The organism is Burkholderia sp. USMB20 (assembly GCF_000949135.2).
Taxonomy (GTDB): domain Bacteria; phylum Pseudomonadota; class Gammaproteobacteria; order Burkholderiales; family Burkholderiaceae; genus Burkholderia.
In genome coordinates this window covers 259,750-286,034 of record NZ_JTAN02000003.1, presented here as the reverse complement: position 1 = coordinate 286,034, position 26,285 = coordinate 259,750, and the positions used below count along the sequence as shown (strand labels likewise).

The window sequence follows — 26,285 nt, the reverse complement described above, 5'->3', positions numbered from 1 at the left end:
ACCATGAACATTCTGTACAAGACCAGCGCCACGAGCACGGGCGGCCGCGACGGCCGCGCGGTATCCGCCGACAACAGGCTGGAAGTGAAGCTGGCCGCGCCGCGCGAACTCGGCGGCACGGGCGCGGAGGGCACGAACCCGGAACAGCTGTTTGCCGCAGGTTACTCGGCCTGTTTCCTCAGCGCGATGAAATTCGTCGCGGGCCAGAACAAGCAGACGCTGCCGGCCGACACGCAAGTGACCGCGGAAGTGGGCATCGGCCCGAACGACGCAGGCGGTTTCGGGCTCGACATCGAACTGCGCGTGTCGCTGCCGGGGCTCGACAAGGCCGATGCGCAGGCGCTGGTCGACAAGGCGCACCACGTGTGCCCGTACTCGAACGCGACCCGCAACAACGTGCCGGTGCGCCTGACGGTCGTCTGACGCGACGCACGACGTTGAATGCAAAAAGGGCGTGTGCGGCTGCTTGCCGCACACGCCCTTTTGCGTGATTCGCCGGACCGGCTGACATGCCGGCCCGCGCTGCGCTGCTTAACGCGAGCCGAACGAAAACGGGCGGTTCATCGCCGCTTCGCGATCGATCTTGCGCATGCGGAATTCGAGATCGTAGATGTCGGTTGCTTCGGAAAGGTACGCGTCGGCGCGCTCTTTCGCGGCCTTTTCAGCGTTCTTGGTCAGCATCAGGAAGAGGTGGCTCAGCAGGTACATGGTCGATCTCGCAATCCAAAGGTTCTTTGACTAGGGTTTTCCCGAATTATAGGGAAAACCCTAGCCTTTGGCCAGCGTCGATCGGAAGGTGCGTCGTCAGGTCGCCACAGTACGGCGATTCTCTTCGAAAAAGGTCCAGATCATTGCGCTCGCATCGGGGCCTACGGCCGCGTGGAACGGCACCGCCTCGTCGCCGCCCGACCATGCATGATCGAGCCCTTTCACGTGACAGAGCCGCACGATCGACTCGCCGTCGCGACGCACGTCGGTGATCTGCGCGCCGGCCTCGCGCGTCTCCACCCGCTCGCCGCCGCGCAGTGCGCCGCGGCTGTCCGCGAGCCCGTTCAGGCGCATGAACTGCACCGTCAGCTGGTCCGCATTCTTCGGTGCGACGACATGGTCGCCGTCGCCCTGCACGATCAGCACGGGCATGCCCGGATATGCCCCGGTGTCGACCAGCGTGTCGATCACCGCGGCCGGGTTCTGCCGCAGGCCGCGCCGCATCACGTCCATCGCGCTGATCCCGGAATTCGCCTCGCCGAGCGCGGGGCCCGAATGCAGCGCGACTGCCGCGAAGCGGTCCGGGTGATGCAGCGCGAGCAGCGCCGCCAGGCCCGCGCCGGCAGACAGCCCGGCGACGTAGACGCGCGATGCATCGAAGCCGTGCTCGTCGACGAGCGCATCGACGAGCGACGCGACCGCATCCGCCTCGCCGCGGCCCGCGCGGTCGGTGTCTTCATACCAGTGCCAGCAGCCGTGCGCATGCGCCCGCAGCGACTGCTCCGGATACAGCACCGCGAAACCGTACTTGTCGGCCAGCAGGTTCATCCGGGTGCCCTGCGCGAACTCGTCGACCGATTGCTGGCAGCCGTGCAGCATCACGACCAGCGGTATCGCGCCCGCGCGGCGGCCAGGCGGACGTACAGGCCGTAGGCGAGCTGCTGGACCAGGCGGCCGAGCGCGGGCGCCATCGGATGCTCGCCGCGCGTCCACTCGCCGGCGCCCAGGCGGCCGCGCGCGGCCGCACGCGCGACTCACGTGGCGGGGACAAATCGGTTGCGGCGGGCGATGCGGCGGCCTCGAGCGTATCGCGCGCGATCGCTGGGCCTCGCGCGCCGCGCGTTGGCGGCCGGAGACAGCATTCGTTTCATGCCGCCTAGCCATACCTTCGTCAGACTTTTGGTCATCAATCGGGCTCGCAGTCAGGAAAAATAGGGATACGACACGGGGTGCATCATTCGACTTTGTGCAATGCACCATAACATTGTTTCTGGGATTTTTCCTGCGCGCGGAGAGTTCCCCTCGGCGCAAAAAACGGGCCTCGAACACACGCGGCGCTATACTGGGGTTTGGCCGCTTGTATCCGTTGTAGTCGTTCTTCCCGGCTCGCGCGTTGATTTAAGCATTCGTCCCGCCTCTGCTCGTTCCCCTCCCGATGTTCGACCTGCCCTCTCACCTGTGGATCACGATCACCGCGTTCGGTGGCGCCGGCCTGACCTTGCCGCTCGCGATCACGATCGCCGTATGGCTCGCGCTCGGCTACTCGTGGCAGCGCGCGGCCGCGTGGCTCGGCGTGCTCGCGGCCGCGATCGGGGTCGTCGCGCTCACGAAGATCGCCTTCCTCGGCTGGGGCATCGGCATCCGCGCGTGGGACTTCACGGGATTCAGCGGCCACGCGATGCTGTCGACGTCGGTCTATCCCGTCGCGATCTTCCTCGCGCTGATCCGCACGCGTACGCCGGTGCGGATCGCCGGCATCGCGCTCGGGCTCGCGGCCGGCATCGCGGTCGGCGTGTCGCGCGTCGCGCTCGACGCGCATTCGCCGTCCGAATCGATCACCGGCTGCATCGTCGGCGCGATCGCCGCGCTGGCGTTCATCGCCGGCTCGTGGCACGCGGTGCCGCACCGCTGGTCGGTGGCGGCGGTCGTCGCGAGCCTCGCGCTCGTCACCGTCGCACTGCACGGCATCACGGTGCCGTCGCACCGCTGGGTCACCAGGGTCGCGCTGGAGCTGTCGGGGCACGAGCGGCCGTTCGTCCGCGCCCGCTGGAAAGCGAATCCGAACTACCGGCCGGCATCGCAGCCGTCGTCGCTGCAGCGCACCGATTCGTCGCAGCCGCTGCTGCACGCGTGACGGGCCGCACGCACGTCATCCGGTCGCCTTTCAAGTCTGAAGATCGTCATGCGCGCCGTCGCATTAGCGGTATGTCGAGCGTTATAACCCGCCCTATATTACGATTACGGTTTCCAACCATTCAAACGCCCCGACCATGCGCTCGACCGTCCGCCCGCTTCGCCGCACCCTGCTCCGCCTGCTGCCGCTCGCCGCGCTTGCCGCGGGCATCGCGTCCAGCGCGCCGGCTTGCGCTGCCGACGAGCTGGTCGTGTCGGCGGCCGCGAGCCTGACGAACGCGTTCAAGGCCGTCGGCGATGCGTTCCAGAAGCAACATCCGGACACCAAGGTGCTGTTCAACTTCGGCGCGTCGGACGTGCTGATGCAGCAGATCGCCAAGGGCGCACCGGCCGACGTGTTCGCCTCGGCCGACCAGAAGGCGATGGATCGCGCGGTCAGCGAAAAGGTCATCGTGCCGGGCACGCGCCGCGATTTCGCGGCGAACTCGCTCGTGCTGATCGTGCCGGCGGACAGCCGTGCGGCCACGCCGACGTCGCTGAACGACCTGACGGCGCCCGGCGTGAAGCGCATCGCGTACGGCGACCCGGCGTCGGTGCCGGTCGGCCGCTACACCGAAGGCGCGCTGCGCGCGGCAGGCGTGTGGGACGTCGTCAGCGCGAAGGGCGTGCTGGCCGCCAACGTGCGCCAGAGCCTCGATTACGTCGCGCGCGGCGAAGTCGACGCGGGCTTCGTGTTCGGCACCGACGCGGCGATCATGCCGGGCCGCGTGAAGGTCGCGCTGACCGTGCCGACGCAGACGGCCATCACCTATCCGATCGCGGTGGTCAAGGACAGCCGCCATGCCGCGCAGGCGCAGTCGTTCATCGACTTCGTCGCGTCGCCGCAGGGCCAGGCCGTGCTGGCGACGTTCGGTTTCAAGCCCGCGGGCAAGTGAGCGCAGCATGATGCAGGACGCCTGGGTACCGCTGCTGTTGTCGCTGAAGGTCGCCGGCTGGGCGACCGCGCTCGACATCGTGCTCGGCGTCGCCGCCGCCTTCGTGCTCGCGCGCTGGCGCTCGCCGCTGCGCGACGTGGTCGATTCGCTGCTGACGCTGCCGCTCGTGCTGCCGCCGACGGTGCTCGGCTATTACCTGCTCGTGCTGCTCGGCCGGCGCGGCGTGTTCGGCGCGTGGCTCGACACGCTCGGCATCGAACTCGTCTTCACGTGGCAGGGCGCGGTGATCGCGTCGATGGTCGTCGCGTTTCCGCTGATCCTGAAATCGGCGCGCGCCGCGTTCGAAAGCGTCGACCCGCATCTCGAGCGCGCGGCACGCACGCTCGGGCTCGGCGAAGCCGCGGTGTTCTTCCGCGTGACGCTGCCGCTCGCCACGCGCGGCATCCTGGCCGGCGCGCTGCTTGCCTTCGCGCGCGCGCTCGGCGAATTCGGCGCGACGCTGATGATCGCGGGCAACCTGCCCGGCCGCACGCAGACGCTGTCGGTCGCGATCTATGCGGCGGTGCAGGCCGGCGACGACAGCACGGCCAATTTCCTCGTGCTGGTGACGTCGATCACCTGCGTGCTCGTGCTGCTCGCGACCGGCTGGCTCGTGCCGTCGCGTGCCGGACGGAGCCAGCCGACATGACGCGCCGGCCGCATCCGCACCGCTGCGCCGCACCGGTCGCGGCAACACGCCGTCCCGTCGCGCGGGCGGTTTCGCGCACGCACGGCGCGGCACGACGGAGGCCCGCATGAGCGTCGCCGTCGATATCCGCAAGACCTACGCGAACGCCGAGCGCCGCTTCACGCTCGACGTGTCGTTCACGGCCGGCACGCAGCGCGTCGTGCTGTTCGGGCCGTCCGGCGCCGGCAAGAGCATGACGCTGCAGGCGATCGCCGGCTTGCTGTCACCCGACGAAGGCACGATCACGCTGAACGGCGAAACGCTGTTCGATTCCGCGCGCGGCATCGACGTGCCGACCCGTGCACGCCGCGTCGCGTATCTGTTCCAGGACTATGCGTTGTTTCCGCACCTGAACGTGCGCCAGAACATCGCGTTCGGGCTCACGCCGGGCCTGCGCAACCCGCGTGCGAAGGCGGTGCCGCCCGAAGTCGCGTACTGGCTGCACGCGTTCGAACTCGACACGCTCGCCGGGCAATTCCCGTCGCAGTTGTCGGGCGGGCAGAAACAGCGCGTCGCGCTTGCCCGCGCGCTGGTCGCGCAGCCGCACATCCTGCTGCTCGACGAGCCGTTCGCGGCGCTCGACGGCGCGCTGCGCCAGCGCATGCGCCACGAACTCGCCGAACTGCAGGCGCGGCTCGATATCCCGATGGTGCTCATCTCGCACGATCCCGACGACGTCGCCGCGTTCGGCGACCAGGTCGTGCAATTGAGCGAAGGACGCGTGCAGGCCGCAACGCCGCACGCCGAGTGGCCGACGCGCGTCACGTGATCGCGCGAAGGCGGTGGCCCATGTGGCCACGTTGGAGCCTGAGAGAAGCCGCACGTGCGGCACAAGCTGGAACGAGCTGAAAAGGGGATCGAAACCGGCGCCTCCTGCATGTCGGGCGGCGCCGGTTTCGCCGCGTCCGCCCACGGTCATCGACAGGGACGGCGCGCGCCGCCGTCGTGCGATCAGCCCGTCACCGCGAGAATCACGCTCGATGCCTTGAACAGCGCGATCGCACGCCGGCCGGCGTCGAGTTGCAACGCGCCGACACTGTCGTTCGTGACCACGGCCGTGAGCGTCCCGCCACCGTCGAGCGCCAGCGTCACCTCGCTGTTCACCGCGCCCGCCGTGACCGTTTCGACCGTCCCGTGCAACTGGTTGCGTGCGGACACCTTCAAGGTCGCGTCGGTTCCGCCATCGTCGTCGACCGCCAGCACGACCCACGACGCCTTCACGAGCGCGCACGCGTCCGCGCCCGGCTGCAGGCCGAGCGCGTCGGCGCTTTCGTGCGTCAGCACCGCGACGATCGCCTGCCCGCCCGGCAGCACGAGCGTCACCTCGTCGTTCACCGTGCCGCGCACGATCGACTCGACCTTGCCGAACCACTGGTTGCGCGCGCTCGTCTTCATCCCGATCCGGCCGATCAGCGCCCAGTCGACGTCGAAGCCGGACACCGCCGCGCTCGCGGCGTCGATGAAGCGGCGATGCTCGCGCTCGATCGTGCGGAACGCGGCGATCAGCGACGTCGCGCGCGGCGTCAGCGTCGTGCCGCCGCCGCCCTTGCCGCCCGTCGAGCGCGTCACGAGCGGCTCGCCGGCCAGGTTGTTCATCGTATCGATCGCCTCCCACGCGGCCTTGTAGCTGAGCCCGACGGCCTTTGCCGCGCGCGTGATCGACCCGGTGTCGCCGATCGCCGCGAGCAGCGCGATGCGGGTGGCGCCGCCGAGCGTCTGCTCGCCCGCGCGCAGCCACAGTTCGCCGCCCAGTTCGAGCGGCCCGGCGGAAGAGGAAGGAGGCGATGCGTCGCTCATCGGTCTGTCGGAAGAAAACGGGTGGCCATTATAGTGAGCGCGCGCCGCTCAACGCGGCTTGCTGTCGAGCTTCGGCGGGCGCAGGCTCGCGAGCAGCGCCTCGGCGTCGCGCGCCGCGCGTTGCTCGAGCGCCGCACCGTAGCCGCGCACGAAACCGAGCTGGTACGCGGGCGCCGCCAGTTGCTCGAGATGATGCAGCGCGACGATCGTGTCGTTCGCCTCGCCGAGCACGCTCTGCACGCGCGCGAGCGTCTTGACCGTTTCGTTGCGCGTGCGGCGCGAGGCCAGCGACGCGAAGAACTCGAGCGCGTAGCGCAGCCGCTTCGCGTCGATCCGCACCTGGTGCCGCGCGGCCGTGTCGAGCGACGTGAGCGACGGCGATGCATACAGGTGACCGAACAGCCGCCGCACGCGCTTGGTCGCGTGGCGCCGCAGCGACGGCGTGTCGTCGTCGCCGGCGGCCGGCGGCAGCGCGAGCGCGCTCAGCCATTCGAGCCAGCCGAGCGTCAGGCGCGCATAGCGCGCCGAATGCAACGCCTGGCGCAGTTCGACGCGCGCCGCCGTCGCCTGGACGCGCGCGGCGTCGAGCGTGCCGTCCCAATCGGCGCTGCCGCCGTCGGCCGCGATCAGCGCGGGCAGGCTTTCGGTCGAGAACACGTCCCAGTCGCGCACCGTGCCGAGCAGCGACGCGACCCAGCGCAAGTCGGCGCCGAACGTGTTCTTCCATTGCTCGTCCGCAAAGCGTGGAAAGAAGCGCATCAGCGTGCGCAGCCGGCGCAGCGCGACGCGCATCTGGTGCACGAACTCGGGATCGTCGCGATCGAGCACACCGCCCTCGTTGCCGAGCCATTGCGCGGCAATGTCGCCGGACAGCGCGAACAGCGCGGCCCGCTGCGTGCGGATGCCGGTCAGGTCGACGAGTTGCGCCTTGACCGGCCGAGCGACGGCGGGCTCGCCCGCGCACGCGCGATCGATCACGCTGGTGAGCTGCACGAACGCGGGCCATGCGCCGCTGAGCTCGCGCGCGGCGGCGAACAGCGCGCGCAGCGCGGCCGTGCGCGCGGCGACGGTTTCCCAGTCGGGCGCCGCGAGGCGCAGCTCGACCTGGCGGCGCGGTGGTTCGGTGCCACGGTGCAGAATGATGTCGTCGAGCGTCATCTCGACCACCACGCCGCTGTCGTCCGCCCAGCGCCCGCGCCGCCGCTCGCTGACGAGCCGCAGCGGCGCCGGCCCGGACGATGCGGCGAGCGCCGCTTCGGCAACGGCGTCGGCCGTCACGCGGTCGCCCTCGCCGGTCGCCTGCGGCGCATCCGCATCGGCGATCGGCGCCGATGCGGGCGTGGCCACGGCGATGCCCGCGTGTTCGGCATCGAACAGTTCGCGCTCCACGACGCCGGGCGCGAATGCCTTCGTGCGCGACGCGACGACCCGCCGCCCGTGCGCGTTTGACTCGATCCACGTCCACCAGCACTCGCCGGGGCTCGGCTCGGCTTCCTCGACCTGGCATGGCTCGATCGTCACGCGTTCCTGGCCGCGCCGCATCCGCACCTGCGGACAGATCCGCCACGCACGGACGAGTTCGGCGCCGAAGTCGCGCTGCTCACCACGGGCCCGGCTTCCCGCCCTGACCGGCCAACCTTCCAGCGACAGGCACAACACGATTTCCAGCACACGCGACATGGAGGCTCCTGCACATGAAGAATCGCCGGCACGTCCTCCGTGCCGGCGTCGTCCGTGAAGCAGCTTCCATAGTACACGCGGCCAATACGCGCGGGCGACGATCTGGCCCTGTCGCCCGTGTCACGCATCAAACGACGTATCAGACGACGTATTGCGCGATGCCGTTGCCGAACGACCAGTCCTCCTTCAGCACTTCGACGAGACTGATGAAGACGTCCTGCGGCCGCACGCCGGGCTGCCGCGCGAGATTCTCGGCGATGGTCCGGTACAGCGCCTGCTTCTGCTCGAGCGTGCGCGTGTTGTTCGCCGTGATCTGGACCATCACCAGATCGTCGCTGCGTTCGATGTCGAGGTAGTGGCGGCCGAAGAAGAAGTTCTCGGCCGAATGCTCGGTCACGACCATGAAGATGTCGTCCTCGGGCACGTTGAACGTCTGCATGAGCGCGCGGTGCACGCCGTCGACGAGCGCCGCACGGTAGGCGGCCGGTTTGCCTTCGCGCACGGCGATACGGGTGAATGGCATGGTCCTGCTCCTTTCGGTGACGTTGAGAATCGGAAACGCAAGGTCAGGTTAGGCGCGCAGAACTATAATGAACAGTCATCATCCAATATTTCATTCATTTACATTTGCAATGAAAGTCCTCGACCTCGATGCGGTGCGCGCATTCGTGCTGGTCGCCGATCTCGCGAGCTTCACGCGCGCCGCCGACGCGCTCGGCACCACGCAATCGGCCGTCAGCCTGAAGCTGAAGCGGCTCGAAGCGCACCTGGGCAAGCCGCTGCTCGCACGCACGCCGCGCGTCGTCAAGCTGGCGGCGGACGGCGAGAACTTCCTGCCGGCCGCCCGCGCGCTGCTCGACGCGCACGACCAGGCGCTCGGCGCGATTTCGGCCGGCACGCACCGCCTGTCGCTCGGGGTCAGCGAGCATGTCGCGGTGCCCGACCTGCCGGCCGTGCTGACGAGCCTGCACCGGCAGGATCCCGGGCTGTCGCTGGAGATGCATCTGGGCATGTCGGCGAGCCTGCTCGCGCAATACGACGAACGGCGGCTCGACGCGGCGATCGTGCGACACGAACCGGGCGAGGATCCGCCGCCGCGACGACGGCACGCTGCTGTTCACCGAACCGCTCGCATGGCTCGCCGCGCCCGACTGGGCGCGCGCGCGGGCGAGCCGCTGCCGCTCGCGGTGCTGGCCGGCCGTGCGGCGTGCGGGCCGCCGCGCTGCGTGCGCTCGAGCATGCGGGCGGCCGTGGCGCGGAGCGCTTTACGGGCGGGGCGTCGCGGCGGTCACGCCGCCGCCGCGGCCGGGCTCGCGGTCTGTCCCTGGCCCGGCGGGTCGCCCGCGCACGGCTGTCGACGTCGCACGAATTCGGTTTGCCGCCGCTGCCGCATTCGCAGGTCGTGCTGTATTCGCGCGTGCGCGACGCCCGCGCGGCGGCCGCACTTCGCAGGTTTTCCGACAGCCTTGCAATCTCGGCGTAAACTACGCGGTTCCGCTGCCCGCAATCCCCTGACGAATTCCGATGAAACCCGACGCCCGCAAGCACCTCCGTGCCAACCTGCTGATGCTCGCCGCCGCCGCGATCTGGGGCTCGGCGTTCGTCGCGCAACGACTGAGCCTCGACGTGATCGGGCCGTTCCTGTTCACGGGGCTGCGCTTCCTGCTCGGCGCGCTGGTGCTGCTCCCGCTGCTGATGGTCAACGCAGGCTCGCGCGCGCAGTTCGCGGCGATTCGCCGCGAGCCGGCCCTGTTCGCGCCGGGCCTCGCGCTCGGCGTGCTGCTCGCCGTGTCGATCTCGCTGCAGCAGGTCGGCCTGCAGTACACGCGGGTCGCGAACGCGGGCTTCATCAGCTCGCTGTACGTCGTGATCGTGCCGCTGATGGGCGTGTTCGTCCGCCACCGGATCGGCGCCGGCACGTGGTTCGGCGCGCTGCTCGCGGCGCTCGGCCTGTACTTCCTCAGCATCGACGAGCATTTCTCGGTGCTCTACGGCGACTGGTTCCAGCTCGCGGGCGCCGTGGTCATCGCCGCGCACGTGATGACCGTCGGCCATTTCGCGAAGCGGCACGATCCGCTCGTGCTCGCGTTCCTGCAATTCGTCGCGTGCGGCGTGCTGTGCCTCGCGGCCGGCCTCGCGATCGAGCCGGTCAACCTCGCGATGCTGAAGCGCGCGCTGCCGACGCTGCTGTACGGCGGGCTGCTGTCGGTCGGCGTCGGCTATACGCTGCAGGTCGTCGCGCAGCGCGATGCGGCGCCGGCGCACGCGGCCGTGATCTTCAGCATGGAGGGGGTGTTCGCGGCCATCGCCGGCTGGGCCGCGCTCGGCGAGACGCTGACGCTGCGCGCGCTGGTCGGCTGCGCGCTGATGCTCGCCGGCCTGCTCGCGTGCCAGTTGCTGCCGAACGGCGACGCACGGAAAAAGGACGAGGACGCGCTGCCGGCGTGACACGCACGATCCCTATAATGGCGGTTCGCGTGCTTTTCATGCCAACCGCTTCCGACAGGCCAGCCCCGTGACGTCCACTCCCGTCGATCCCGCCGCCGACCTGCTGCGCGAACGCGCAGCGCACTATGCCGCCGAGGCCGCGCTGTTCCAGCGCGACCAGGCGCTGTCCATCGCTTCGCACGACCTGCGCAGCCCGCTGAACGCGATGCACAGCTGGGCGTACGTGCTCGAGCGCCAGCTCGCCAGCGCCGACCCGAACCTGCAACGCGCGCTCGCGGGCATCCGCGCGGGGATCGACCAGCAGGTCGCGCTGATCGACGACGTGCTCGACGCACCGCGCGCGGCAACACGCACCCTGGCGATCGCCACGCAGCCGTTCGCGCTGCGCCCGCTGCTCGACGACACGCTCGCACTGGTGCGCTGCGCACTCGCCGACGCACGACAAGTGAGCGTCGACGCGACGCTGCCCGACGGCGAGCCGTCGCTGACCGCCGACCGCGAGCGCATCGCGCAGGCGCTCTGGACGATGCTGACGACGGCCGTCGAAGCCAGCGCCGCCGGCAGCCGCGTGACGTTCACGTGCGCGCGTGACGGCGCGCAGTACGTCGCGCACGTCGCCTGCGACGTGAACGCCGCCGCCCTCGCCGATCCGGCGCTGCCGCATGCATTCGAACCGTTCGCGCGCCGCGAGATGCTGCACCCGCGCGACGCGAAGCGCGTCGCAGCGGCGCTCGCGCTGTGCCAGCGTGTCGCGCTCGCGCATGGCGGCTCCTTCACCCACGCCCCGTTCGCCGACGGCGCCGCCGTCACCCTGTCGCTCACCGTCCCCTGCGAGGCGCCGGTGTAAGCCATCGGCCGCCCGACACATTACATTTCCCTTTCCGGCCCTATACTGTTGGGCCTGTCATGACTGGAGCGATTCTTTGTTACAGATCTTCGCGCTCATCGGCGCGTTGTTCCTGGTGGCCCTCAACGGGTTTTTCGTCGCAGCCGAATTCGGCCTCGTCAAACTGCGCGCGACGCGCGTCAAGACACTTGCCCGCAAGCACGGCCTGCGCGGACGCATCCTCGCGATCGTGCACGGCCGGCTCGACGCGTATCTGTCCGCCTGCCAGCTCGGCATCACGCTCGCGTCGCTCGGCCTCGGCTGGGTCGGCGAGCCGGCGTTCGCGGAACTGATCGGCCCGCTGCTCGACCTGATCGGCGTGCAGTCCGAGCGCATCGTGCACCTGATTTCGCTCGTGTTCGCGTTCTCGCTGATCTCGTTCCTGCACATCGTGGTCGGCGAGCTCGCGCCGAAATCGATGGCGATCCGCCAGTCGGAGAAGGTCGGCCTGTGGGTCGCGCTGCCGCTCTACGCGTTCTACTGGGCGATGTATCCGGCGATCTGGGTGCTCAACACCAGCGCGAACGCGGTGCTGAAGCTCGCGGGCCTGTCGGCCGACCATGGCGGCGATGCGCACTACTCGACCGACGAGCTGAAGCTGATCCTGCGCAGCCGCCGCAGCGCGGGCAACGCGGCCCAGCCGGCGCGCGGCACGTACACCAACGACGAGTGGAACACGCTCGCGCACTCGCTCGATTTCTCGTCGATGACGGTGTCGGACCTGATGCGGCCGGCGCATGAAATGATCGGCCTGCGCCGCGACCTGCCGCTGCCCGACAACATGGAAATCGTCGCGCGGCACCGCTTCAGCCGCTATCCGCTGTTCGAGGATGCGTCGCGCGAACAGGTGAGCGGGCTGATCCACCTGAAGGACCTGCTGCTCGCGCGTCACGCCGGGGCGGCGCTCGAGGACCTGTCCGACTATGTGCGCCCGGTGCAGTACGTGAAGCCCGACACGCCGGCGCTGGAGCTGTTCCGCCGCTTCCGCAAGGGTGCGCCGCACTTCGCGCTGGTCGGCAACAAGGGCGAGAAGCCGATCGGCTTCCTGACGCTCGACAACCTGCTCGGTGCGCTGGTCGGCCAGATCCACGACGAGTTCCGCCAGGGCGACGCGGACTGGAGCCGCCTCGACGACGGCACGCTGATGGGCAAGGGCAGCCTGCCCGTCGTGTCGCTCGAGCAGGCGCTCGGCATCGACATCGACGAAGGGCGTGCGGAATCGGTCGGCGGCCTGGTGATTCACGCGCTCAGCGATCTGCCGACCGAAGGGCAGCGCGTGTCGTTCGATCGCTTCGACGTCGTCGTGAAGAAGATGAACGGTCCGCGCATCGTGCTGGTGCGCGTCTATCCGAAGATCGCGAAGGAGGCCGACGAATGACGGCCGCCGCGGGCCGCGCGCGATGACGCCGACGCTGCCGCGCTGCTGCGTGATCACGCCGGAGCCGGCGTCCGCGTCGGCCGCCGATTGCCGCGCATTCCTCGACACGCTGTCGGCCGTGCTCGCGCGCGGCGAAACGCTCGTGCAGCTGCGCGTGAAGTCGTTCGACGCGGCCGCGTTCGCGCGGCTGGCCGCCGATGCGCTCGCGCGCTGCGACGCGGCCGGCGCGCAACTGATGCTCAACGGGCCGATCGACGCGGCCGGCGTGATGCGGCTCGACGGCGCGGGCTGGCACCTCGACGGCGCCGCGCTGCGCGCCGTCGCGCAACGGCCGCTGCCGGCCTCGCGCCGCATGTCGGCCGCTTGCCATGCGGCCGACGATCTCGTGCTGGCCGCGCGCGCGGGCGTGGATTTCGTCACGCTGTCGCCCGTGCTGCCGACGCTCAGCCATCCCGGCGCGCCGACGCTCGGCTGGACGCAATTCGCTGTGCTGGCCGCGCAGGCCGCGATGCCGGTCTATGCGCTCGGCGGCATGACGCGCGCGCATCTCGACGACGCGCGCCGCCACGGCGCGTACGGCGTCGCGGGCATTCGCGGTTTCTGGTAAGGGCGGCCGGGCGCGCCAGCGCCCGACCCTCCGGGCATCACGCGTGCGGAACGGGACGCATCGCGCGCCATGCGCGGTCGTCGATCCGACGCACGTCGTGCGTCAGCGCGTACCGGTTGACGTCGCCCGTCAGCCACGCGACGAGCGAATACGGCGGCAACTCCCCTTCGTCAACCCGGTCGCGTGCGCGTGCCGGCGTCTCGAACACGACCTGCCCGCGCGGCGCATCGAACGGCACCGCGTCGGGCGACAGGTTCAACGCGATGGTCAGCGTCTCGTCGTCGGCGAGCCGCCATGACGCGAGCAGCGCGTCGGCATCGCCGTCACCGCTCGCCTTCAACGCATGCGCGTCCTGCGGCCGGCAATCGGACAGCCGCGGCGCGATCAGCTTCGCGCGCACCGCGAGCGCCGACTGCACGAAATGCGCGCGATCGACATCGCGCGCGGTTTCGTCGAAGATCAGCGGGATCTGCGGCGTGAGCAGCGACAACGCAAGCGCCGCGAGGCCCGCCGCCTGCTCGCTGTCGCGCTGTTCGCTGTCGCGCCACGCGCCGTCGGACAGCACCAGCGACGTGAGCGACAGCCCTTCGGCGCACGGGCCGTCGCCCGCCGCCGCCGGCTGGAACGCCGCGCCTGCGGCGGTCAGCGCGCGCGCGAGCGTGTGGATCGACTGGTGGGGCGAAATCCCTTCGTGCGCCGATGTGTCGCGCCCCGTCAGCCGATGCAATGCGCGTTCTCCGCAACCGTTCCACTGCGCATCGAAATGCGTATCGGCCAGGTGCACCGGATGACGCTCGCTGCCGAGCACGAGGTGGATCATCCGGTCGGCCGGCACGGCCGCGCGCACGCGGTCGGCGATCTCGCGCAGCCACGACGTGCCGATCCGGTCGGCCTCGCGCAACCGCAGGCCGTCGCAACGGTATTCGTCGATCCAGTACAGCGCGTTGTCGCAGAAGAAGTCGCAGACTTCCGGATGGTCGAGCGCAAGCGGCGCCGCCTGCAGCGGATCGTCGCGCGTATGGAAGAACGGCACCGCGTAATGGCGCAGCGCGTCGGTGCCGCTGCCGAAGCGCGCGTAATCGAGCTCCAGCAGCACCGCGAGACCGTAGCCGTGCGCGGCGTCGATCAATGCCTTCAGCGCGTCGGGGCCGCCCTCGGACGCGAGCGGCGCGAACGGCAGGCTGTCGTGCGGCGACGCGAGCAACTCCAGCGCGGTCACGCCGAGGCGCGCGAGCTGCGGCAACCGGCGGCGCACGCCGTCGAAGCCGCCCACCGCGTGCGGACGAATCGCGTACAGCGCGATGTCTTCCCACGGGCGGCCGCGCCAGAACGTGTTGCGCCATGTGAACGCGCGCGGATCGACGACCTCGCTCGGGCCGTTGAGCCCGTCCGGTTGCGAACGCGACGCGGGATCGGGAATCGACACGACATCGTCGAGCCGGTAACGGTAACGCGCGCCCGCACCGCATTCGACGAACACTTCGAACCAGTGCGGACCGGCCGCCGTCATCGGGACGAGCGTCGGGCCGGAGCCGGTATCGAGTTCGAGCTGAACATGCGTGCTGCCCGGCGCCCACACGCGGAAATGCGTGCGCGGCGACGTGCCGAGCGCACCGCAGGGCTGCGCGCCGGACGGCAGGCAGTGTATGTAGTGCTGCGCATACGGATCGTGCGGACAATCTGACATGATGCGCTCCTCGTGCGTGCCGAGCGGCATGGCCGCGCGATTCGCGCGGCGCATCGGGCCCGGCATGCGACGGCCAGGCAGGGGGGAAGAAAAGTATGCGCCGCTTTCACGATCGCGACGCATCGAATCCTCACATTTTTAAATGCGAATCGACCCCGGCATCGATTGCGCGCGATGCGCGCCGAATCGGGTAGTCCGCATACCGGAATGGTCGCTCGCCTTGTTGCGCCGCGGCCCCGCGCTTACGCTCGGTGCGATGCGCGTGGGCACCCCGCCCGCGCCAGAATTCGAGGAATCTCCATGTCGCTCCCCGCCAGCGCCGCGAAGTTCGATCCGGCACGCGCGCACGAATACGCCGAACAATCCCGCATCGCGCTCGCCGGCTACGATGCGTGCCACGAACTCGCCGCGTGCATGCTCGCGTCGGCGATCGGTGTACGCGATGCGCGGCTCCTCGTCGTGGGCGCAGGCGGCACGGGGCAGGAAATCTGCGTGCCCGCGGCGCTCGAACCGGGCTGGCAGTTCACGGCCGTCGATCCGTCCGCGCCGATGCTCGCGCTCGCGCGTGCCAACGTCGAAGCGGCGGGGTTCGCCGCCCGCACGCGATTCGTCGAGGCCGGCGTCGACGCGCTGCCCGATGCGCCGGCGTTCGACGGCGCGACGCTGATCGGCGTGCTGCATCACGTCCCCGGCGATGCGGCGAAGGCCGCGCTGCTGGATGCGATCGCGCGCCGCCTGAAGCCCGGTGCACCGCTCGTGATCGCGGCCAACTATCGCCGCTATGCGGAGCACCCTCGCCTGCTCGACGCGTGGCAGCAGCGCTGGCGGATGAAGGGCGCGACGCCCGACGCCGTGCGTGCGCAGCTGGCGAAAATCCTGCAGGGCGCCGATCCGCCCGCTGCCGAGGAAGCCGTCTTCGCGTTGCTGCACGATGCGGGCTTCGATGCGCCGCTGCGCTTTTTCTCGAGCCTGTTCTGGGGCGCGTGGATCGCGGCGCGGTGCGGCGCGTGACGGCGTAAGTCGGCGTGAGTCGGCGTGAGTCGGGGCGAAGCGGCGAGCCGCAGCGTCAGCGCGGCCACCATCCGGACGCGCTTTCCGCTCGAAGCCGCGATGGCGCGTGGCGACGGCGGCACGCATCCGCCGATCGCTCGCTGTCTCGATAGCGAGCCACGCGCGGGCCGCCGACCACCGCGCTCGAGCGCGGCGACGGTAAGAACGGCTCAAGTCATCCGCGTCAGCTCAGCAACCCTGCCGCGACGTTGATCGACAGCCCGAGCACGGCCATGTTGAAGTAGAACGACAGGATCGACTGCGCGAGCACCGCGCGACGCGCGGCGCGATTCGCGAGCGACACGTCGGCCGTCTGCGACGCGACCGCGAGCGTAAAGGCGAAATACAGGAAATCCCAGTAGTCGGGCTCGGGGTTGCGGTCGGGAAACCGCAGCGCGCGATCGCTGCTCGGCGAGCCGTAATAGAGTCGCGCATAGTGCAGCGTGAAGATCGTCGGGATCAGGAACCATGCGCCGAACAGCGTCGCGCCCGTGACCGCGTAGTGGCCGAGCCCGGCACGAAAGCCGACGTTCTTCGCGGTGGCGAGCTCGATCGCGATCGCGGCGACGCTCGCGACCGTCGCGATGCAGATCACCGTCAGCACGGTCGTCGCGTTCTCGTCCTCGCGGATCGCGATCTCGCGCACCTGATGGTGATGTGCGGTGACCATGCGCCCCCACATCAGCACGAGATACAGCCAGACCGTGCAATCCCAGCCGATCAGCGCACGCGCGGTCGGTCTCAACTGCAACGGCAGCAGCAGCGCGCACAGCACGCCCGCGGCGAAGGCGGCGACCATGCGCGGCCGGTTGCGTAATACCTGCGGATAAAGCGTCATCGTGTGATTCCGAAAGCGGATGGAAAGGGTTCGGCCCGCGTGCGAACGGCCCGCCGGGCAGCGCCGGCGAGTACCGCCCCGATTATCGCCATTCCTGCATGACGTTACGACTGGCGTGAGCGCCTAAGATATCGGGATGACTCCCGTCCTCTGCCACCATCCCGCGAACGCGGCCGGCCGCGACTTCGTCGTCGGTGATCTGCACGGCTGCGTGGATGTGCTGCGCGCGCTGCTGCACGACATCGGCTTCGATCCGGCTCGCGACCGGCTGTTCTCGGTCGGCGATCTCGTCGACCGAGGCCCCGCGTCCGAAACCGCGCTCGAGCTGCTCGACCGCCCGTGGTGCCACGTGGTGCGCGGCAATCACGAAGAAGTGCTGAGCCTCGTCGCGCGCGGCAAGCTGTCGCACGATGCGTGGCGCGGGATCGGCGGCGACTGGGGCGCCGACCTCCCGCCGGAACGGCTGCACGCGCACGCGGCGCGCGTCGACGCGCTGCCGCTCGTACGCGTGATCGGCGACGGCCCCGCGCGCTTCAACGTGCTGCATGCGGAATTCCTCGGTCCGGACGCCGAACTCGACGCGGGCAGCTATTCGCCCGACGTGCGCGAGCGGCTGATCTGGGGGCGCGACCTGGTCCAGGGGCTCGTCGACCCGGCCCGGCAGGCCGGCCTGTCGCTGACCTGCACCGGCCACACGCCGGTGCGTGCGCCGCAGCGCATCGGCGCGCAATGGTTCATCGACACCGGCGCGTTCGCACCGTCGGGACGCCTGACGATCGTCGAGCCGCGCACGGGCGACACGTGGTCGCTGACGCAGGCCGACGCGCGCGCGCGTCATGCGGGCGACCTGCCGCTGCCTTAGGCCCACGTTCACGCCGATAACGGGCCTGCGCAGGCCGCGGGCCGGCAACGCTCGGCGGACTCACGCTCACGCGCGCGTTTGCGTGCGCGAGCACTGCGCTAACCCACCTGGTTCAGCTCGAACACCGCATCGATCGCGGATCCGTTCCAGTTGTATTCGAGATACGCAGCGTGATGACAATCGCGCAGCAGCGTCGTGCGAAACGCCGCGAGGCACTCGCCGCGCGGGTCGCGCACCGACGGATAGACGATCCCCGCGCCGCCCGCGTCGCGCACCGCGCGGCCGAGTGCCTGCCCCGCGCCGTAATCGAGCGGATCGAGCAGCTCCGGGCTGCGCTGCGGCCACGTGCGCACGTCGGCGACGTCGCCCTGCGCATACACCGTGTAGAGCCGCATCTGCTGACGCATCGGCGCCTCCTTCGTCGCGGCCAGGAACAGCCCGCTGTGATAGCGCGTTTCGGCGATCGCCGTATCGCGCGACCGCCCGCAATAGAACACGCCGTAGCTGCCGTCCGAAAAGCGGCTGCCCTGCGGATTCAGATGCGTGAACGCGGCCATGATCGGCCCCCAGCCCGGGCCGTAGCGACGCTCCGCCGGCGGCACGAGCTCGAGCGTGCCGACTTCGTTGCGGATGCGGTCGTTGGTCAGCGATTCGAGCGCATAGAGCGCATCGAAATCCTCGGCGGACGCGACGCGGTCGAACAGGTTGATGGCTGGAAAACGAGTGGGAATCACGCGATAGGCAGGTGCCCAGTCGACGACGGTCATGGGCCAGTGCTGTACTGCTTCGATCGGCATCGTCACGCCCAGCCACCCCGCATCGCGTCGAGGTATTGCCGGACGGCGACCAGGTCGCCGACGTTGCCGGCGAGCATCCGGTCGAGCGCGCGCTTGCCGCCGAACGGAGCGGCGTCGTTCGGCCGCTTGACCCAGGTGTCGGCCGCGGCCGGCTGCGGCAGCAGGATCTGCAGCGCCTTGTAGATGCCGAGCAGCAGCGATAGCCGCTCGAGCGTATCGCGCGGCAGGCGCGCCGATTCGGGCGAGGCCTTCCACTTGAAGAACGTCGAGCGGCCGGGCGAGCCGAGCAGGACGATCTGTTCGTCGATCGTCAGCTCCCAGTCGCGCGCGATGTTGAAGAACGCGCGCAGGCCGGCCGCCGACATCTGCGCGACCGAAGCCTGCCGCGGGGCGGAATGCGGATCGAAGGCGGGCTGTGACATGATCGTTAGTCTCGAAACGAATTTACTAACAAGATTAGTCCATTTTCGTATTTTTGCAAGGGTCGTCCCCCGACGTACCTGCATTCCTCCCGAAGGATCGATATTTTTTGTCCATTCTGGACTGCGATTTTATTTTCTGCGTTAATGTCCGTGCGGACAGCGTACCGGGACGCGGTGCGTCCCCGCAGCAACCGTGTCGCCCAGAACCGGATAGACCACGCCAAGGAACCACCATGAAGAGACTGATTGCCGCCGTTTCGATCGCCCTGCTCGCGGTATCGGCAGGCCCCGCCGTCGCGAAGGACTGGACCACGCTGCGCTTCGGCACCGACGCCAGCTACGCGCCGTTCGAATCGAAGGCGCCCGACGGCAAGCTCGTCGGCTTCGACATCGACCTAGGCAACGAGATCTGCGCACGGCTGAAGGCGAAATGCGTGTGGCTCGAGAACGATTTCGACGGGATGATCCCGGCGCTGAAGGCGAAGAAGTTCGACGCGGTGCTGTCGTCGATGTCGATCACGCCGCAGCGTGCGGAACAGATCGGTTTCACGACGAAGATCTACAACCAGCCGACGCGGCTCGTCGTGAAGAAGGGCTCGCCGCTGCTGCCGACGGCCGAATCGCTGAAGGGCAAGTCGATCGGCGTCGAACAGGGCACGACGCAGGAAGCGTATGCGAAGGCGTACTGGGCGAAGCAGGGTGCGAACGTCGTGTCGTACCAGAACCAGGACGGCGTATACGCGGACCTGACGTCGGGCCGCCTCGACGCCGCGCTGCAGGACGAGGTGCAGGCCGCGATCGGGTTCCTGAAGTCGCCGCGCGGCGCGGGCTACCAGTTCGTCGGGCCCGAACTCGTCGACGAGAAGGTGCTCGGCATCGGCGCCGGTATCGGGCTGCGCAAGGAAGACGCCGACCTGAAGGCGAAGATCGATCGCGCGATCCTCGACATGGTCAAGGACGGCACCTACAAGCGGCTCGCGTCGAAGTACTTCGACTTCGACATTTACGGCGGCTGAAGCGGCGCCGCGCGCGCACGGGTGCGATGCCCGTCGCGCGCGGCCCGACCGCCCCTCCCCTGCTCGCCGGACGGCGACGCCTCCCTGACGTCCGCCGTCGCACCGGTTTCATCGTCCGTATCGCGCAACCGGATGCCGCACGTCATTCGCATGGCAAACGGATCGCCTGCGCTGGCGACCGCAGGCGCTCGACGTCGTCAATAAGCGAAGACCGGGCGCCGGGGTATCGGCGCCCGCGTGCACATCCCCATGCGGACCGGATTGGCGAGCGGGAAAGCACCGGCCCGGCGCGGATGACCGGGTATCAGCCGGATCCGCCTCGCACCGGGCGCGGAGAGGTGGCCTGTCGACGCGTGCCGGCCGGCAGCAAGGTGCGCGGTCGACCGGCGATGGGTCGAATCACTGCGATCGCGGCCTGCCGGCCGCGGCGTGTTGAGATCGTTCATTTTTCTACCCCGTATTCGAGTCGTTGCTTGTGCCGGCAACCGGACACCGCCGGTGCTCCGACGATCCGACGACGACGGCCCATGCCGCCCGGAGCGGGGCCATGCTGCCCGTCCGGCCGTCATCCCCGCGGACTGCGTCCTAGCCGGTTCTCGAATGGTTCGCTGCCGAACCGGCCGGACGTCGCGTCGTCGACTCTCGCACACCAACCTGTGCAAGGAGCGCGCCAGCTTCGTTCGGGGCCGGCGGCACAAGCCTTTCATCGGACCAGTGCGCGGCCCGGTCGGGCGGGACATGCCGGACGTTGCGAAACTGAAACATGCCGGGCGCGAGCGGCCCCGGTCGCGTGGCGGCAACGCCTTGCCGGACAAGGCGCGCGGACGAGCCGGAAAATTTTCCCGGCGCGGGCCGCGCGTCGCCGACCGCGTTTGCCGGGGCTTTTTGCACAGCCGCCGGCAGGAAACGTTTCACGCCCTTTACATGCCGCCGGACGCCCGCGCACGGACCGGCCGCGGACGCTCCCGGGCCGCCTTCAGCCGACCCGCTGGTGGTCGGCGTCGTCGGGCGGCGAGCCGTCCTTCCCGCCGTTGTCGCCCGAGTTGTCGTGGTCGTTGAGTCCGTGCTCGATCATCATCCGGTACAGCGTCACGCGCGAGATGCCGAGTTCGGCGGCGGCCTTGTTGATCCGGTGATCGTTGCGCAGCAGCGCGTTCTCGATCGCGACGCGCTCGGCGAGCGAACGCGCCTGCTCGAGGGTCACGGGCTCCGTTTCACCCGGAACCTCGAGCCCGAGATCGTGCGGTGTCAGCAGCCGGCTCTCGGCCATCACGATCGCGCGGCGCACCCGGTTGATCAGCTCGCGCACGTTGCCGGGCCACTCGTAGCGGCGCATCGCGTCGAGCGCGGCCGACGTGAAGCCGCTGATCTTGCGGCCGCTGTCGCCCTTGAATTTCTGCAGCACGTAATGCGCGAGGATGTCGATGTCCTTGCCCCGCGCGCGCAGCGGCGGCTCGTGAATGCGCAGCACGCAGAGCCGGTGATAGAGGTCCGCGCGGAAGCGGCCGGCTTCGACCGCGCCGTCGAGGTCCACGTGCGTCGCCGAGATGATCCGCACGTCGACCGGAATCGATTCCTGGCCGCCGAGCCGCTCGATCTTCCCTTCCTGCAGGAAACGCAGCAGGCTCGCCTGGCTTTCGACCGGCATGTCGCCGATTTCGTCGAGAAACAGCGTGCCGCCGTTCGCCGATTCGATCCGGCCCGCGCGCCGCTGGTTCGCGCCGGTGAACGCGCCGCGCTCGTAGCCGAACAGTTCCGACTGCAGCAGGTGATGCGGGATCGCGCCGCAGTTGATCGCGACGAACGGCCCCTTGCCGCGTGCCGAGCGCTCGTGGATCGCGAGCGCCGTCAGCTCCTTGCCGGTGCCCGACTCCCCGGAGATGAACACGCTCGCGTCGGTTTTCGCGACCTTGCGGATCGTGCTGAACAGCTGCTGCATCGCTTCGCAGTTGCCGATCATCCCGTGCTCGCCGATCGATGCCGCGTATGCGGCGCCGTCGACGCGATCGAGCGCGGCCATCCCGCGCGCGTGGCCGAGCACGTGCGAAATCCATTCGTACGGCAGCGGCAGCGTCACGTAATCGAAACAATAGCTGCGGATCAGTTCGCGCACGGCAGCGCCGATCGTGATGCCGGCCTGCGCGATGGAAATCCAGCCGATCGCCGGCTGGCTCAGGCAGGCCTTCAGCGCGGGATAGTCGCGCGACGTGAAGCCCGAGAAATCGATGAGCCCGGCGGCGACGTTCACGCCCGACGTCATGTTCTGCGCGGCGCCGGCCGTCTTCGCGACCGAGATATCCCAGCCGAGCCCGCGCAGTTGCGCCAGCAACGGCTCGTCCGGCGAACGCATGATCACGAACAGCTTGCGTCCGGCCTCGGGAGCGGTGACGGATACGAGCGGCGTCTCGGACGCCGCCGTCCCGCTTGCGTCGGGTGACCTTGCAACCATCGTTGTTCCCCGCTTGGCGTTGGTATCGTGCGCTGGCTCGCCGCCGCGTCCGACGGACGTCGATCGAACCGACATATTGGCCGCATTTTCGTCCGAATAAAATCCCCCCGGGGAATAATCGCGTGCCGGGCGAACCCTTTCATGAACGGTATATCGACGCCGCTGACGCGCGGCTAGATGGGTGTTATCCCGGTGGCGCGGCGGGCGCGAAGCGAGGCCGGACCAATCGCGAACACCCGACGCCGCGCCAGTGCTGGCGCGCGGGGACGGCACGCGAGGCCGGGCACACGGGATCGGACCGGCGTCACGGGCCGGCACGCCCGGTCGGCCGCACCGGCCCGGCACCCGCAACCGTTTCCGCTTGATGCCGGTCAATCGTCGGATAAAACGGGGATGATGCAGGAATGCAACACGCGCAGCGCGGCGAGCGGGTCAGCGTCCCGATGCGAGCGGCGCGAGCGCGTTGGCGCGACCACGGCCGGCCGACGCGCCGTCGTGTTCGCCGTACGCGGCGACGAGCGCGTCGACCCGCGCGAGGTGATGGCGGTTGTCGCGGTCCCACGGGTGGAAGCCGGGCCGGAAAAAGCTCAGCCACTCGCCCGCGATCCGCGGAAACAGCCCACGACGCGGCCCGTACAGGAACGCGAGCATGCGCAGCATGCCGCGCACGCGATGCTCGATGTCGCGATCGCGCGACAACAGCGTCGCGTGCAGCAGGAACACCGTCGGCCAGAACGTCAGCGTCGTCAGCAGATAGACGCCGATGCGGATCAGATAACGGCGCAGGCCCGGCTTCATCGCGATGTTCCAGACGTCGAACGACACGGCCTTGTGCTCGGTTTCCTCGAGCGCGTGCCACACCCACATCTGACGGTAGCCGTCGACCGAGCCTTCGAGGCGCGTCGGATCGCGCAGCAGCCAGTCGGCGAGCATGGCCGTGTAGTGCTCGGCGGCGACCGTATGCGCGAGCTGCACCGAATGCGGCAGCTTGCGCTTCATGTAACCGAGCACGGTCCAGATGCGCTTGTCGAGCTTGCGCGCGGGCAGGCGGTTCTCCTGCATCAATTCGTTGTATTCGACGTGCTCGCGCGTATGCATCGCCTCCTGCCCGATGAAGCCGAGCACCTGCCGCTTCAGCACCGGATCGTCGATCCGGTCGCGATAGTGGCGCACGGAATCCATGAAGAATCGTTCGCCGGCGGGAAACAGCAGCGACAGCGCGTTGAAGAAGTGCGTCACGTGCGGGCCGAGCCCGTGCCAGTCCTTCGCGCGTTCGACCGGCAGGTCGAAGCGCAGGTCGCGGCGCACCGGCATCACCTCGGCCGCGGTGGCGGAAGCGGCTGACTTCATGTTCGTCGTTCTCCTTGTTTCCGGGCGGCCCGGCCGGCCGTTGCGGCCATTGCCACCGTACCGGCGCGGCCCGGGCTGCGCATCGCGCAACGCCCAAATCTTGACATCGATAGCTGTAAAGATAGGCGCCGGCCGACGCCGCGCGCAAGCCGCGCGGTAGATGCGCGCTTCCAAACAGGGCACAGTCGGCAACGTGACAAAAACGACGTTCGGGCGGCGTTCGGGCGGGTCGCGATTCGAACGCGCGCAACCGCGCATAACCGGCAGGCGGGCGACGCACGCGCGAATCGCAATCGGCACGCAAGTCCCGCGCGACGGGCGTTTTGCGGAGTGGCGCGGCGGCGTTCGATGCGACGCCGAGCGGCCGGATAGCGCCGATTCATACGCGTGCGGCGTTCGCGCGGTGCAACTCCTTCGAGCCGGTCCGGGAACAATTCAAACATGCGTTCCATTCGTGTGTAGCGCGAGATGCGCGAGCGCCGCCGCGACCGGCGCGCGACAGGCACGCGGCCGTGCCCTCGCCGCCTGCGGCGGCCCCCTGCGCGCTCGCCTACAATAGCGGTTTTACCCAACCCCTTTCAGGAGAAGTCATGTCTGTCACCACGACCGCATCGGGCCTCAAAATCGAAGAGCTGACCGAAGGCACCGGCGCGGAAGCGCAAGCCGGCCAGACCGTCAGCGTCCACTACACGGGCTGGCTGACCGACGGTCAGAAATTCGACTCGAGCAAGGACCGCAACGACCCGTTCGCGTTCGTGCTCGGCGGCGGCATGGTCATCAAGGGCTGGGACGAAGGCGTGCAGGGCATGAAGGTCGGCGGCGTGCGTCGCCTGACGATCCCGCCGCAACTCGGCTACGGCCCGCGCGGTGCAGGCGGCGTGATCCCGCCGAACGCGACGCTCGTGTTCGAAGTCGAACTGCTCGCCGTCTGACGACGCCGGCCGACGTCCTTCCGATGGAACGCATCCCGTCTCCCGCCATCGCGCTGCGCCGTTACGACACGTGCGAAGCGTCCGACGTGCACGACTTTCACCAGGTCGTGCTCGGCGTCGACGGCGCGATGGTGATGGCGGTGGACGGCGTCGGCCAGCGCATCGACCGGCACGCGGCCTGGCTGATTCCGGCCGGCTCGCGCCACGATTACGCGGGCCTCGGCGACAATCGGCAGCTCGTGCTCGACCTGCCCGCCGCGTCGCTCGCGGTGCCGCAGCGCCTGTTCGACAGCGCGCGTGCCGTGTCGATCGACCCGGCGCTGAAGTCGCTCGTCGCGCAGGTCGCGACAGCGGCCGCGCAGCTCGACGGCCCGGCCGGCGACACGCGGCACGCGCATCGCTTCCAGTGGCAGGCCGCCGCGCGTCTGTGCGACGCGCTGCTCGGCGACGCCAGCCTCGCCGCGCCCGCGGCGGGCCTCGATTTCGCGCGCATCGACCGCTGGCTGCGCGCGCGGCTCGCGGAGCCCGCTGCGCATCGCCGATCTCGCCGCGCACTGCGGCTACGGGATCGCCGGTTTCACCAACTGTTCGTCGACGCGTTCGGCGAAACCCCGCATCGCTACCTGCAGCGGCTGCGGCTCGACGCCGGCGTCCGTGCTGCTCGCCGACGGCCGCCATCCGCTCGTCGACATCGCCGGCATGGTCGGCTCGCGACCAGAGCACTTCACGCACGCGTTCACGAAACGCTTCGGCGTCGCGCCGGGCGCCTGGCGCGGCGAACGGCACTGAGCGGCCAGACGCCACCCGTTTTCCTGCAATAGCGAACGCGATTGCGCCGATCGCGCCCATGCGTCATGGCCGGATGGTCTTAGACAGGCGTTGTCATCGCGCGCGACATCGTGGCGCGCATGAAAGCGGTGCGCATCGGGCGGGGGCTGCAGCCGCTTGAACGGGACTCTCGGCCGCCACCGGGCGCGCGACCGATGCGGCGACGCCGCGCAACGGTAAAGACACGGTCCTTGCGTCGCACGGCGTCCTCGGCACGGCGTCTGGGGTCATCACGTCCGGGATCATCACGCCGTATCACCCCCGCTCGTCGCCCACCTTCCGCACGACCGTTTCCGCCGCCTTCAGCGGCCGACCATCGTCGTGCCGCAGTGCGAGCTTGCGGATCGCGCGGCCCGTCTTGCGCTCGACCAGGACCGAATGCGGCTCGCCACGCGCGAACAGGTTCGCCTCGCCCCACTGCCGCAGCATCACGATCACCGGAAACAGCCCCTCGCCCTTCTTCGTCAACGCGTACTCCTGATACGCGCTGCCGTCCGACGCGGGCACGACGTCGAATACGCCCGCGTCCACCAGCATCCTGAGCCGGTCCGACAGGATGTTGCTCGCGACGCCGAGGCTCGCGCGGAAATCGCCGAACCGGCGTACGCCGTCGAACGCGTCGCGCACGATCAGCAACGCCCAGCGATCACCGACGATATCGGTCGCCCGTGCCACCGGGCACGGCGAATCCGCAAGACTTTTCTGCCTGGCCATGTTGTTCTCCGCTGTCGCGCCGGTTGCCTTCGCACGCGCTC

24 protein-coding genes and 3 pseudogenes are annotated in these 26,285 nt (G+C 69.4%); 15 read left to right on the top strand and 12 right to left on the bottom strand.

Going from position 1 to position 26,285, the window contains the following annotated elements; translation table 11 throughout:
* The first annotated feature begins 3 nt into the window (after nucleotides 1–3).
* Nucleotides 4–423: an organic hydroperoxide resistance protein gene (locus PL79_RS05385; protein WP_040139352.1), complete on the top strand. Its 420-nt coding sequence runs from the start codon at nucleotides 4–6 to the stop codon at nucleotides 421–423.
* A gap of 108 nt (nucleotides 424–531) precedes the next feature.
* On the opposite strand, the gene PL79_RS05380 is transcribed toward PL79_RS05385, so the two are convergent.
* The gene (locus PL79_RS05380; protein ID WP_006753395.1) at nucleotides 532–708 is read right to left on the bottom strand and encodes a DUF3563 family protein; all 177 of its coding nucleotides are present in this window, start codon (nucleotides 706–708) and stop codon (nucleotides 532–534) included.
* 96 nt (nucleotides 709–804) lie between these two features.
* Nucleotides 805–1,895 (bottom strand): annotated as a pseudogene (locus PL79_RS05375) (extracellular catalytic domain type 1 short-chain-length polyhydroxyalkanoate depolymerase).
* A 248-nt stretch (nucleotides 1,896–2,143) separates the two neighbouring features.
* Here PL79_RS05375 and PL79_RS05370 point away from each other — a divergent pair.
* From PL79_RS05370 to PL79_RS05355, 4 genes are all read left to right on the top strand, one after another.
* Nucleotides 2,144–2,842, top strand: coding sequence for a phosphatase PAP2 family protein (locus tag PL79_RS05370; RefSeq protein WP_044845257.1), 699 nt, complete (start codon nucleotides 2,144–2,146; stop codon nucleotides 2,840–2,842).
* 136 nt (nucleotides 2,843–2,978) lie between these two features.
* Nucleotides 2,979–3,776, top strand: coding sequence for a molybdate ABC transporter substrate-binding protein (gene modA, locus PL79_RS05365; protein ID WP_044845256.1), 798 nt, complete (start codon nucleotides 2,979–2,981; stop codon nucleotides 3,774–3,776).
* 10 nt (nucleotides 3,777–3,786) lie between these two features.
* A complete protein-coding gene (gene modB / locus PL79_RS05360) occupies nucleotides 3,787–4,464 on the top strand; it encodes a molybdate ABC transporter permease subunit (protein ID WP_044845315.1) in 678 nt (225 codons plus the stop codon).
* A gap of 106 nt (nucleotides 4,465–4,570) precedes the next feature.
* Complete coding sequence (locus tag PL79_RS05355) at nucleotides 4,571–5,272, top strand: sulfate/molybdate ABC transporter ATP-binding protein (protein WP_044845255.1); 702 nt, start codon at nucleotides 4,571–4,573, stop codon at nucleotides 5,270–5,272.
* A 182-nt stretch (nucleotides 5,273–5,454) separates the two neighbouring features.
* On the opposite strand, the gene PL79_RS05350 is transcribed toward PL79_RS05355, so the two are convergent.
* The 3 genes from PL79_RS05350 to PL79_RS05340 all read right to left on the bottom strand — a co-directional run bounded on the left by PL79_RS05350 (nucleotide 5,455) and on the right by PL79_RS05340 (nucleotide 8,503).
* Nucleotides 5,455–6,300: a TOBE domain-containing protein gene (locus tag PL79_RS05350; protein ID WP_044845254.1), complete on the bottom strand. Its 846-nt coding sequence runs from the start codon at nucleotides 6,298–6,300 to the stop codon at nucleotides 5,455–5,457.
* A 48-nt stretch (nucleotides 6,301–6,348) separates the two neighbouring features.
* A complete protein-coding gene (locus PL79_RS05345; RefSeq protein WP_044845253.1) occupies nucleotides 6,349–7,980 on the bottom strand; it encodes a CHAD domain-containing protein in 1,632 nt (543 codons plus the stop codon).
* 139 nt (nucleotides 7,981–8,119) lie between these two features.
* A complete protein-coding gene (locus PL79_RS05340) occupies nucleotides 8,120–8,503 on the bottom strand; it encodes a tautomerase family protein (protein WP_044845252.1) in 384 nt (127 codons plus the stop codon).
* A 67-nt stretch (nucleotides 8,504–8,570) separates the two neighbouring features.
* Here PL79_RS05340 and PL79_RS05335 point away from each other — a divergent pair.
* From PL79_RS05335 to PL79_RS05315, 5 genes and pseudogenes are all read left to right on the top strand, one after another.
* Nucleotides 8,571–9,194: pseudogene (locus tag PL79_RS05335) on the top strand (LysR family transcriptional regulator); the annotation flags it as partial.
* A 310-nt stretch (nucleotides 9,195–9,504) separates the two neighbouring features.
* The gene (locus PL79_RS05330; RefSeq protein ID WP_044846579.1) at nucleotides 9,505–10,428 is read left to right on the top strand and encodes a DMT family transporter; all 924 of its coding nucleotides are present in this window, start codon (nucleotides 9,505–9,507) and stop codon (nucleotides 10,426–10,428) included.
* Between the two features lie 67 nt (nucleotides 10,429–10,495).
* Nucleotides 10,496–11,275, top strand: coding sequence for a sensor histidine kinase (locus tag PL79_RS05325; protein WP_044846580.1), 780 nt, complete (start codon nucleotides 10,496–10,498; stop codon nucleotides 11,273–11,275).
* 76 nt (nucleotides 11,276–11,351) lie between these two features.
* Nucleotides 11,352–12,692 carry a hemolysin family protein gene (locus PL79_RS05320; RefSeq protein WP_044846581.1) on the top strand — a complete coding sequence of 447 codons (1,341 nt, stop codon included), beginning with the start codon at nucleotides 11,352–11,354 and terminating at the stop codon, nucleotides 12,690–12,692.
* Between the two features lie 22 nt (nucleotides 12,693–12,714).
* Entirely contained in the window at nucleotides 12,715–13,299 is a 585-nt protein-coding gene (locus PL79_RS05315) for a thiamine phosphate synthase (protein WP_044846582.1), read from the top strand.
* Nucleotides 13,300–13,336: 37 nt separating this feature from the next.
* Here PL79_RS05315 and PL79_RS05310 read toward each other — a convergent pair whose 3' ends face one another.
* On the bottom strand, nucleotides 13,337–14,986 hold the full coding sequence (locus PL79_RS05310) for a DUF3459 domain-containing protein (RefSeq protein ID WP_044846627.1): 1,650 nt from the start codon (nucleotides 14,984–14,986) through the stop codon (nucleotides 13,337–13,339).
* A 300-nt stretch (nucleotides 14,987–15,286) separates the two neighbouring features.
* Here PL79_RS05310 and PL79_RS05305 point away from each other — a divergent pair, with 300 nt between their 5' ends.
* On the top strand, nucleotides 15,287–15,997 hold the full coding sequence (locus tag PL79_RS05305) for an SAM-dependent methyltransferase (protein ID WP_044846583.1): 711 nt from the start codon (nucleotides 15,287–15,289) through the stop codon (nucleotides 15,995–15,997).
* A gap of 223 nt (nucleotides 15,998–16,220) precedes the next feature.
* Here the strand turns inward: PL79_RS05305 and PL79_RS05300 are convergent, their stop codons facing one another.
* The gene (locus PL79_RS05300; RefSeq protein WP_044846584.1) at nucleotides 16,221–16,874 is read right to left on the bottom strand and encodes a DUF1345 domain-containing protein; all 654 of its coding nucleotides are present in this window, start codon (nucleotides 16,872–16,874) and stop codon (nucleotides 16,221–16,223) included.
* A 136-nt stretch (nucleotides 16,875–17,010) separates the two neighbouring features.
* Between PL79_RS05300 and PL79_RS05295 the strand changes: the two genes are divergently transcribed.
* On the top strand, nucleotides 17,011–17,736 hold the full coding sequence (locus tag PL79_RS05295; RefSeq protein ID WP_044846585.1) for a metallophosphoesterase: 726 nt from the start codon (nucleotides 17,011–17,013) through the stop codon (nucleotides 17,734–17,736).
* 98 nt (nucleotides 17,737–17,834) lie between these two features.
* Here PL79_RS05295 and PL79_RS05290 read toward each other — a convergent pair whose 3' ends face one another.
* Nucleotides 17,835–18,533: an RES family NAD+ phosphorylase gene (locus PL79_RS05290; RefSeq protein ID WP_044846586.1), complete on the bottom strand. Its 699-nt coding sequence runs from the start codon at nucleotides 18,531–18,533 to the stop codon at nucleotides 17,835–17,837.
* Nucleotides 18,534–18,535: 2 nt separating this feature from the next.
* Nucleotides 18,536–18,955: an MbcA/ParS/Xre antitoxin family protein gene (locus tag PL79_RS05285; RefSeq protein ID WP_044846587.1), complete on the bottom strand. Its 420-nt coding sequence runs from the start codon at nucleotides 18,953–18,955 to the stop codon at nucleotides 18,536–18,538.
* A 233-nt stretch (nucleotides 18,956–19,188) separates the two neighbouring features.
* Here PL79_RS05285 and PL79_RS05280 point away from each other — a divergent pair, with 233 nt between their 5' ends.
* Nucleotides 19,189–19,971, top strand: a complete 783-nt coding sequence (locus PL79_RS05280; protein ID WP_044846588.1) for an ABC transporter substrate-binding protein — start codon at nucleotides 19,189–19,191, stop codon at nucleotides 19,969–19,971.
* Nucleotides 19,972–20,947: 976 nt separating this feature from the next.
* On the opposite strand, the gene PL79_RS05270 is transcribed toward PL79_RS05280, so the two are convergent.
* Both PL79_RS05270 and PL79_RS05260 read right to left on the bottom strand, forming a co-directional pair.
* Complete coding sequence (locus PL79_RS05270; protein WP_044846589.1) at nucleotides 20,948–22,420, bottom strand: sigma-54 dependent transcriptional regulator; 1,473 nt, start codon at nucleotides 22,418–22,420, stop codon at nucleotides 20,948–20,950.
* A gap of 432 nt (nucleotides 22,421–22,852) precedes the next feature.
* A complete protein-coding gene (locus tag PL79_RS05260) occupies nucleotides 22,853–23,770 on the bottom strand; it encodes a metal-dependent hydrolase (RefSeq protein ID WP_044846590.1) in 918 nt (305 codons plus the stop codon).
* A 590-nt stretch (nucleotides 23,771–24,360) separates the two neighbouring features.
* Between PL79_RS05260 and PL79_RS05255 the strand changes: the two genes are divergently transcribed.
* A complete protein-coding gene (locus PL79_RS05255; RefSeq protein ID WP_044846591.1) occupies nucleotides 24,361–24,702 on the top strand; it encodes an FKBP-type peptidyl-prolyl cis-trans isomerase in 342 nt (113 codons plus the stop codon).
* A gap of 23 nt (nucleotides 24,703–24,725) precedes the next feature.
* Nucleotides 24,726–25,491, top strand: a pseudogene (locus tag PL79_RS05250) (helix-turn-helix domain-containing protein).
* Between the two features lie 294 nt (nucleotides 25,492–25,785).
* On the opposite strand, the gene PL79_RS05245 reads toward PL79_RS05250, so the two are convergent.
* Nucleotides 25,786–26,244 carry a winged helix-turn-helix transcriptional regulator gene (locus PL79_RS05245; protein ID WP_044846593.1) on the bottom strand — a complete coding sequence of 153 codons (459 nt, stop codon included), beginning with the start codon at nucleotides 26,242–26,244 and terminating at the stop codon, nucleotides 25,786–25,788.
* Nucleotides 26,245–26,285 lie beyond the last annotated feature (41 nt).

Bases quoted from the DNA above. Each gene is read 5' to 3' on its own strand.
- PL79_RS05305 (WP_044846583.1), top strand. From the start codon at position 15,287: ATGTCGCTCCCCGCCAGCGCCGCGAAGTTCGATCCGGCACGCGCGCAC.
- PL79_RS05290 (WP_044846586.1), bottom strand. From the start codon at position 18,533: ATGCCGATCGAAGCAGTACAGCACTGGCCCATGACCGTCGTCGACTGG.
- PL79_RS05280 (WP_044846588.1), top strand. From the start codon at position 19,189: ATGAAGAGACTGATTGCCGCCGTTTCGATCGCCCTGCTCGCGGTATCG.
- PL79_RS05245 (WP_044846593.1), bottom strand. From the start codon at position 26,244: ATGGCCAGGCAGAAAAGTCTTGCGGATTCGCCGTGCCCGGTGGCACGG.
- PL79_RS05380 (WP_006753395.1), bottom strand. From the start codon at position 708: ATGTACCTGCTGAGCCACCTCTTCCTGATGCTGACCAAGAACGCTGAA.
- PL79_RS05385 (WP_040139352.1), top strand. From the start codon at position 4: ATGAACATTCTGTACAAGACCAGCGCCACGAGCACGGGCGGCCGCGAC.
- PL79_RS05340 (WP_044845252.1), bottom strand. From the start codon at position 8,503: ATGCCATTCACCCGTATCGCCGTGCGCGAAGGCAAACCGGCCGCCTAC.
- PL79_RS05350 (WP_044845254.1), bottom strand. From the start codon at position 6,300: ATGAGCGACGCATCGCCTCCTTCCTCTTCCGCCGGGCCGCTCGAACTG.
- PL79_RS05370 (WP_044845257.1), top strand. From the start codon at position 2,144: ATGTTCGACCTGCCCTCTCACCTGTGGATCACGATCACCGCGTTCGGT.
- PL79_RS05355 (WP_044845255.1), top strand. From the start codon at position 4,571: ATGAGCGTCGCCGTCGATATCCGCAAGACCTACGCGAACGCCGAGCGC.
- PL79_RS05285 (WP_044846587.1), bottom strand. From the start codon at position 18,955: ATGTCACAGCCCGCCTTCGATCCGCATTCCGCCCCGCGGCAGGCTTCG.
- PL79_RS05295 (WP_044846585.1), top strand. From the start codon at position 17,011: ATGACTCCCGTCCTCTGCCACCATCCCGCGAACGCGGCCGGCCGCGAC.
- modA (WP_044845256.1), top strand. From the start codon at position 2,979: ATGCGCTCGACCGTCCGCCCGCTTCGCCGCACCCTGCTCCGCCTGCTG.
- PL79_RS05315 (WP_044846582.1), top strand. From the start codon at position 12,715: ATGACGCCGACGCTGCCGCGCTGCTGCGTGATCACGCCGGAGCCGGCG.
- PL79_RS05260 (WP_044846590.1), bottom strand. From the start codon at position 23,770: ATGAAGTCAGCCGCTTCCGCCACCGCGGCCGAGGTGATGCCGGTGCGC.
- PL79_RS05345 (WP_044845253.1), bottom strand. From the start codon at position 7,980: ATGTCGCGTGTGCTGGAAATCGTGTTGTGCCTGTCGCTGGAAGGTTGG.
- PL79_RS05300 (WP_044846584.1), bottom strand. From the start codon at position 16,874: ATGACGCTTTATCCGCAGGTATTACGCAACCGGCCGCGCATGGTCGCC.
- PL79_RS05310 (WP_044846627.1), bottom strand. From the start codon at position 14,986: ATGTCAGATTGTCCGCACGATCCGTATGCGCAGCACTACATACACTGC.
- PL79_RS05330 (WP_044846579.1), top strand. From the start codon at position 9,505: ATGAAACCCGACGCCCGCAAGCACCTCCGTGCCAACCTGCTGATGCTC.
- PL79_RS05270 (WP_044846589.1), bottom strand. From the start codon at position 22,420: ATGGTTGCAAGGTCACCCGACGCAAGCGGGACGGCGGCGTCCGAGACG.
- PL79_RS05255 (WP_044846591.1), top strand. From the start codon at position 24,361: ATGTCTGTCACCACGACCGCATCGGGCCTCAAAATCGAAGAGCTGACC.
- modB (WP_044845315.1), top strand. From the start codon at position 3,787: ATGCAGGACGCCTGGGTACCGCTGCTGTTGTCGCTGAAGGTCGCCGGC.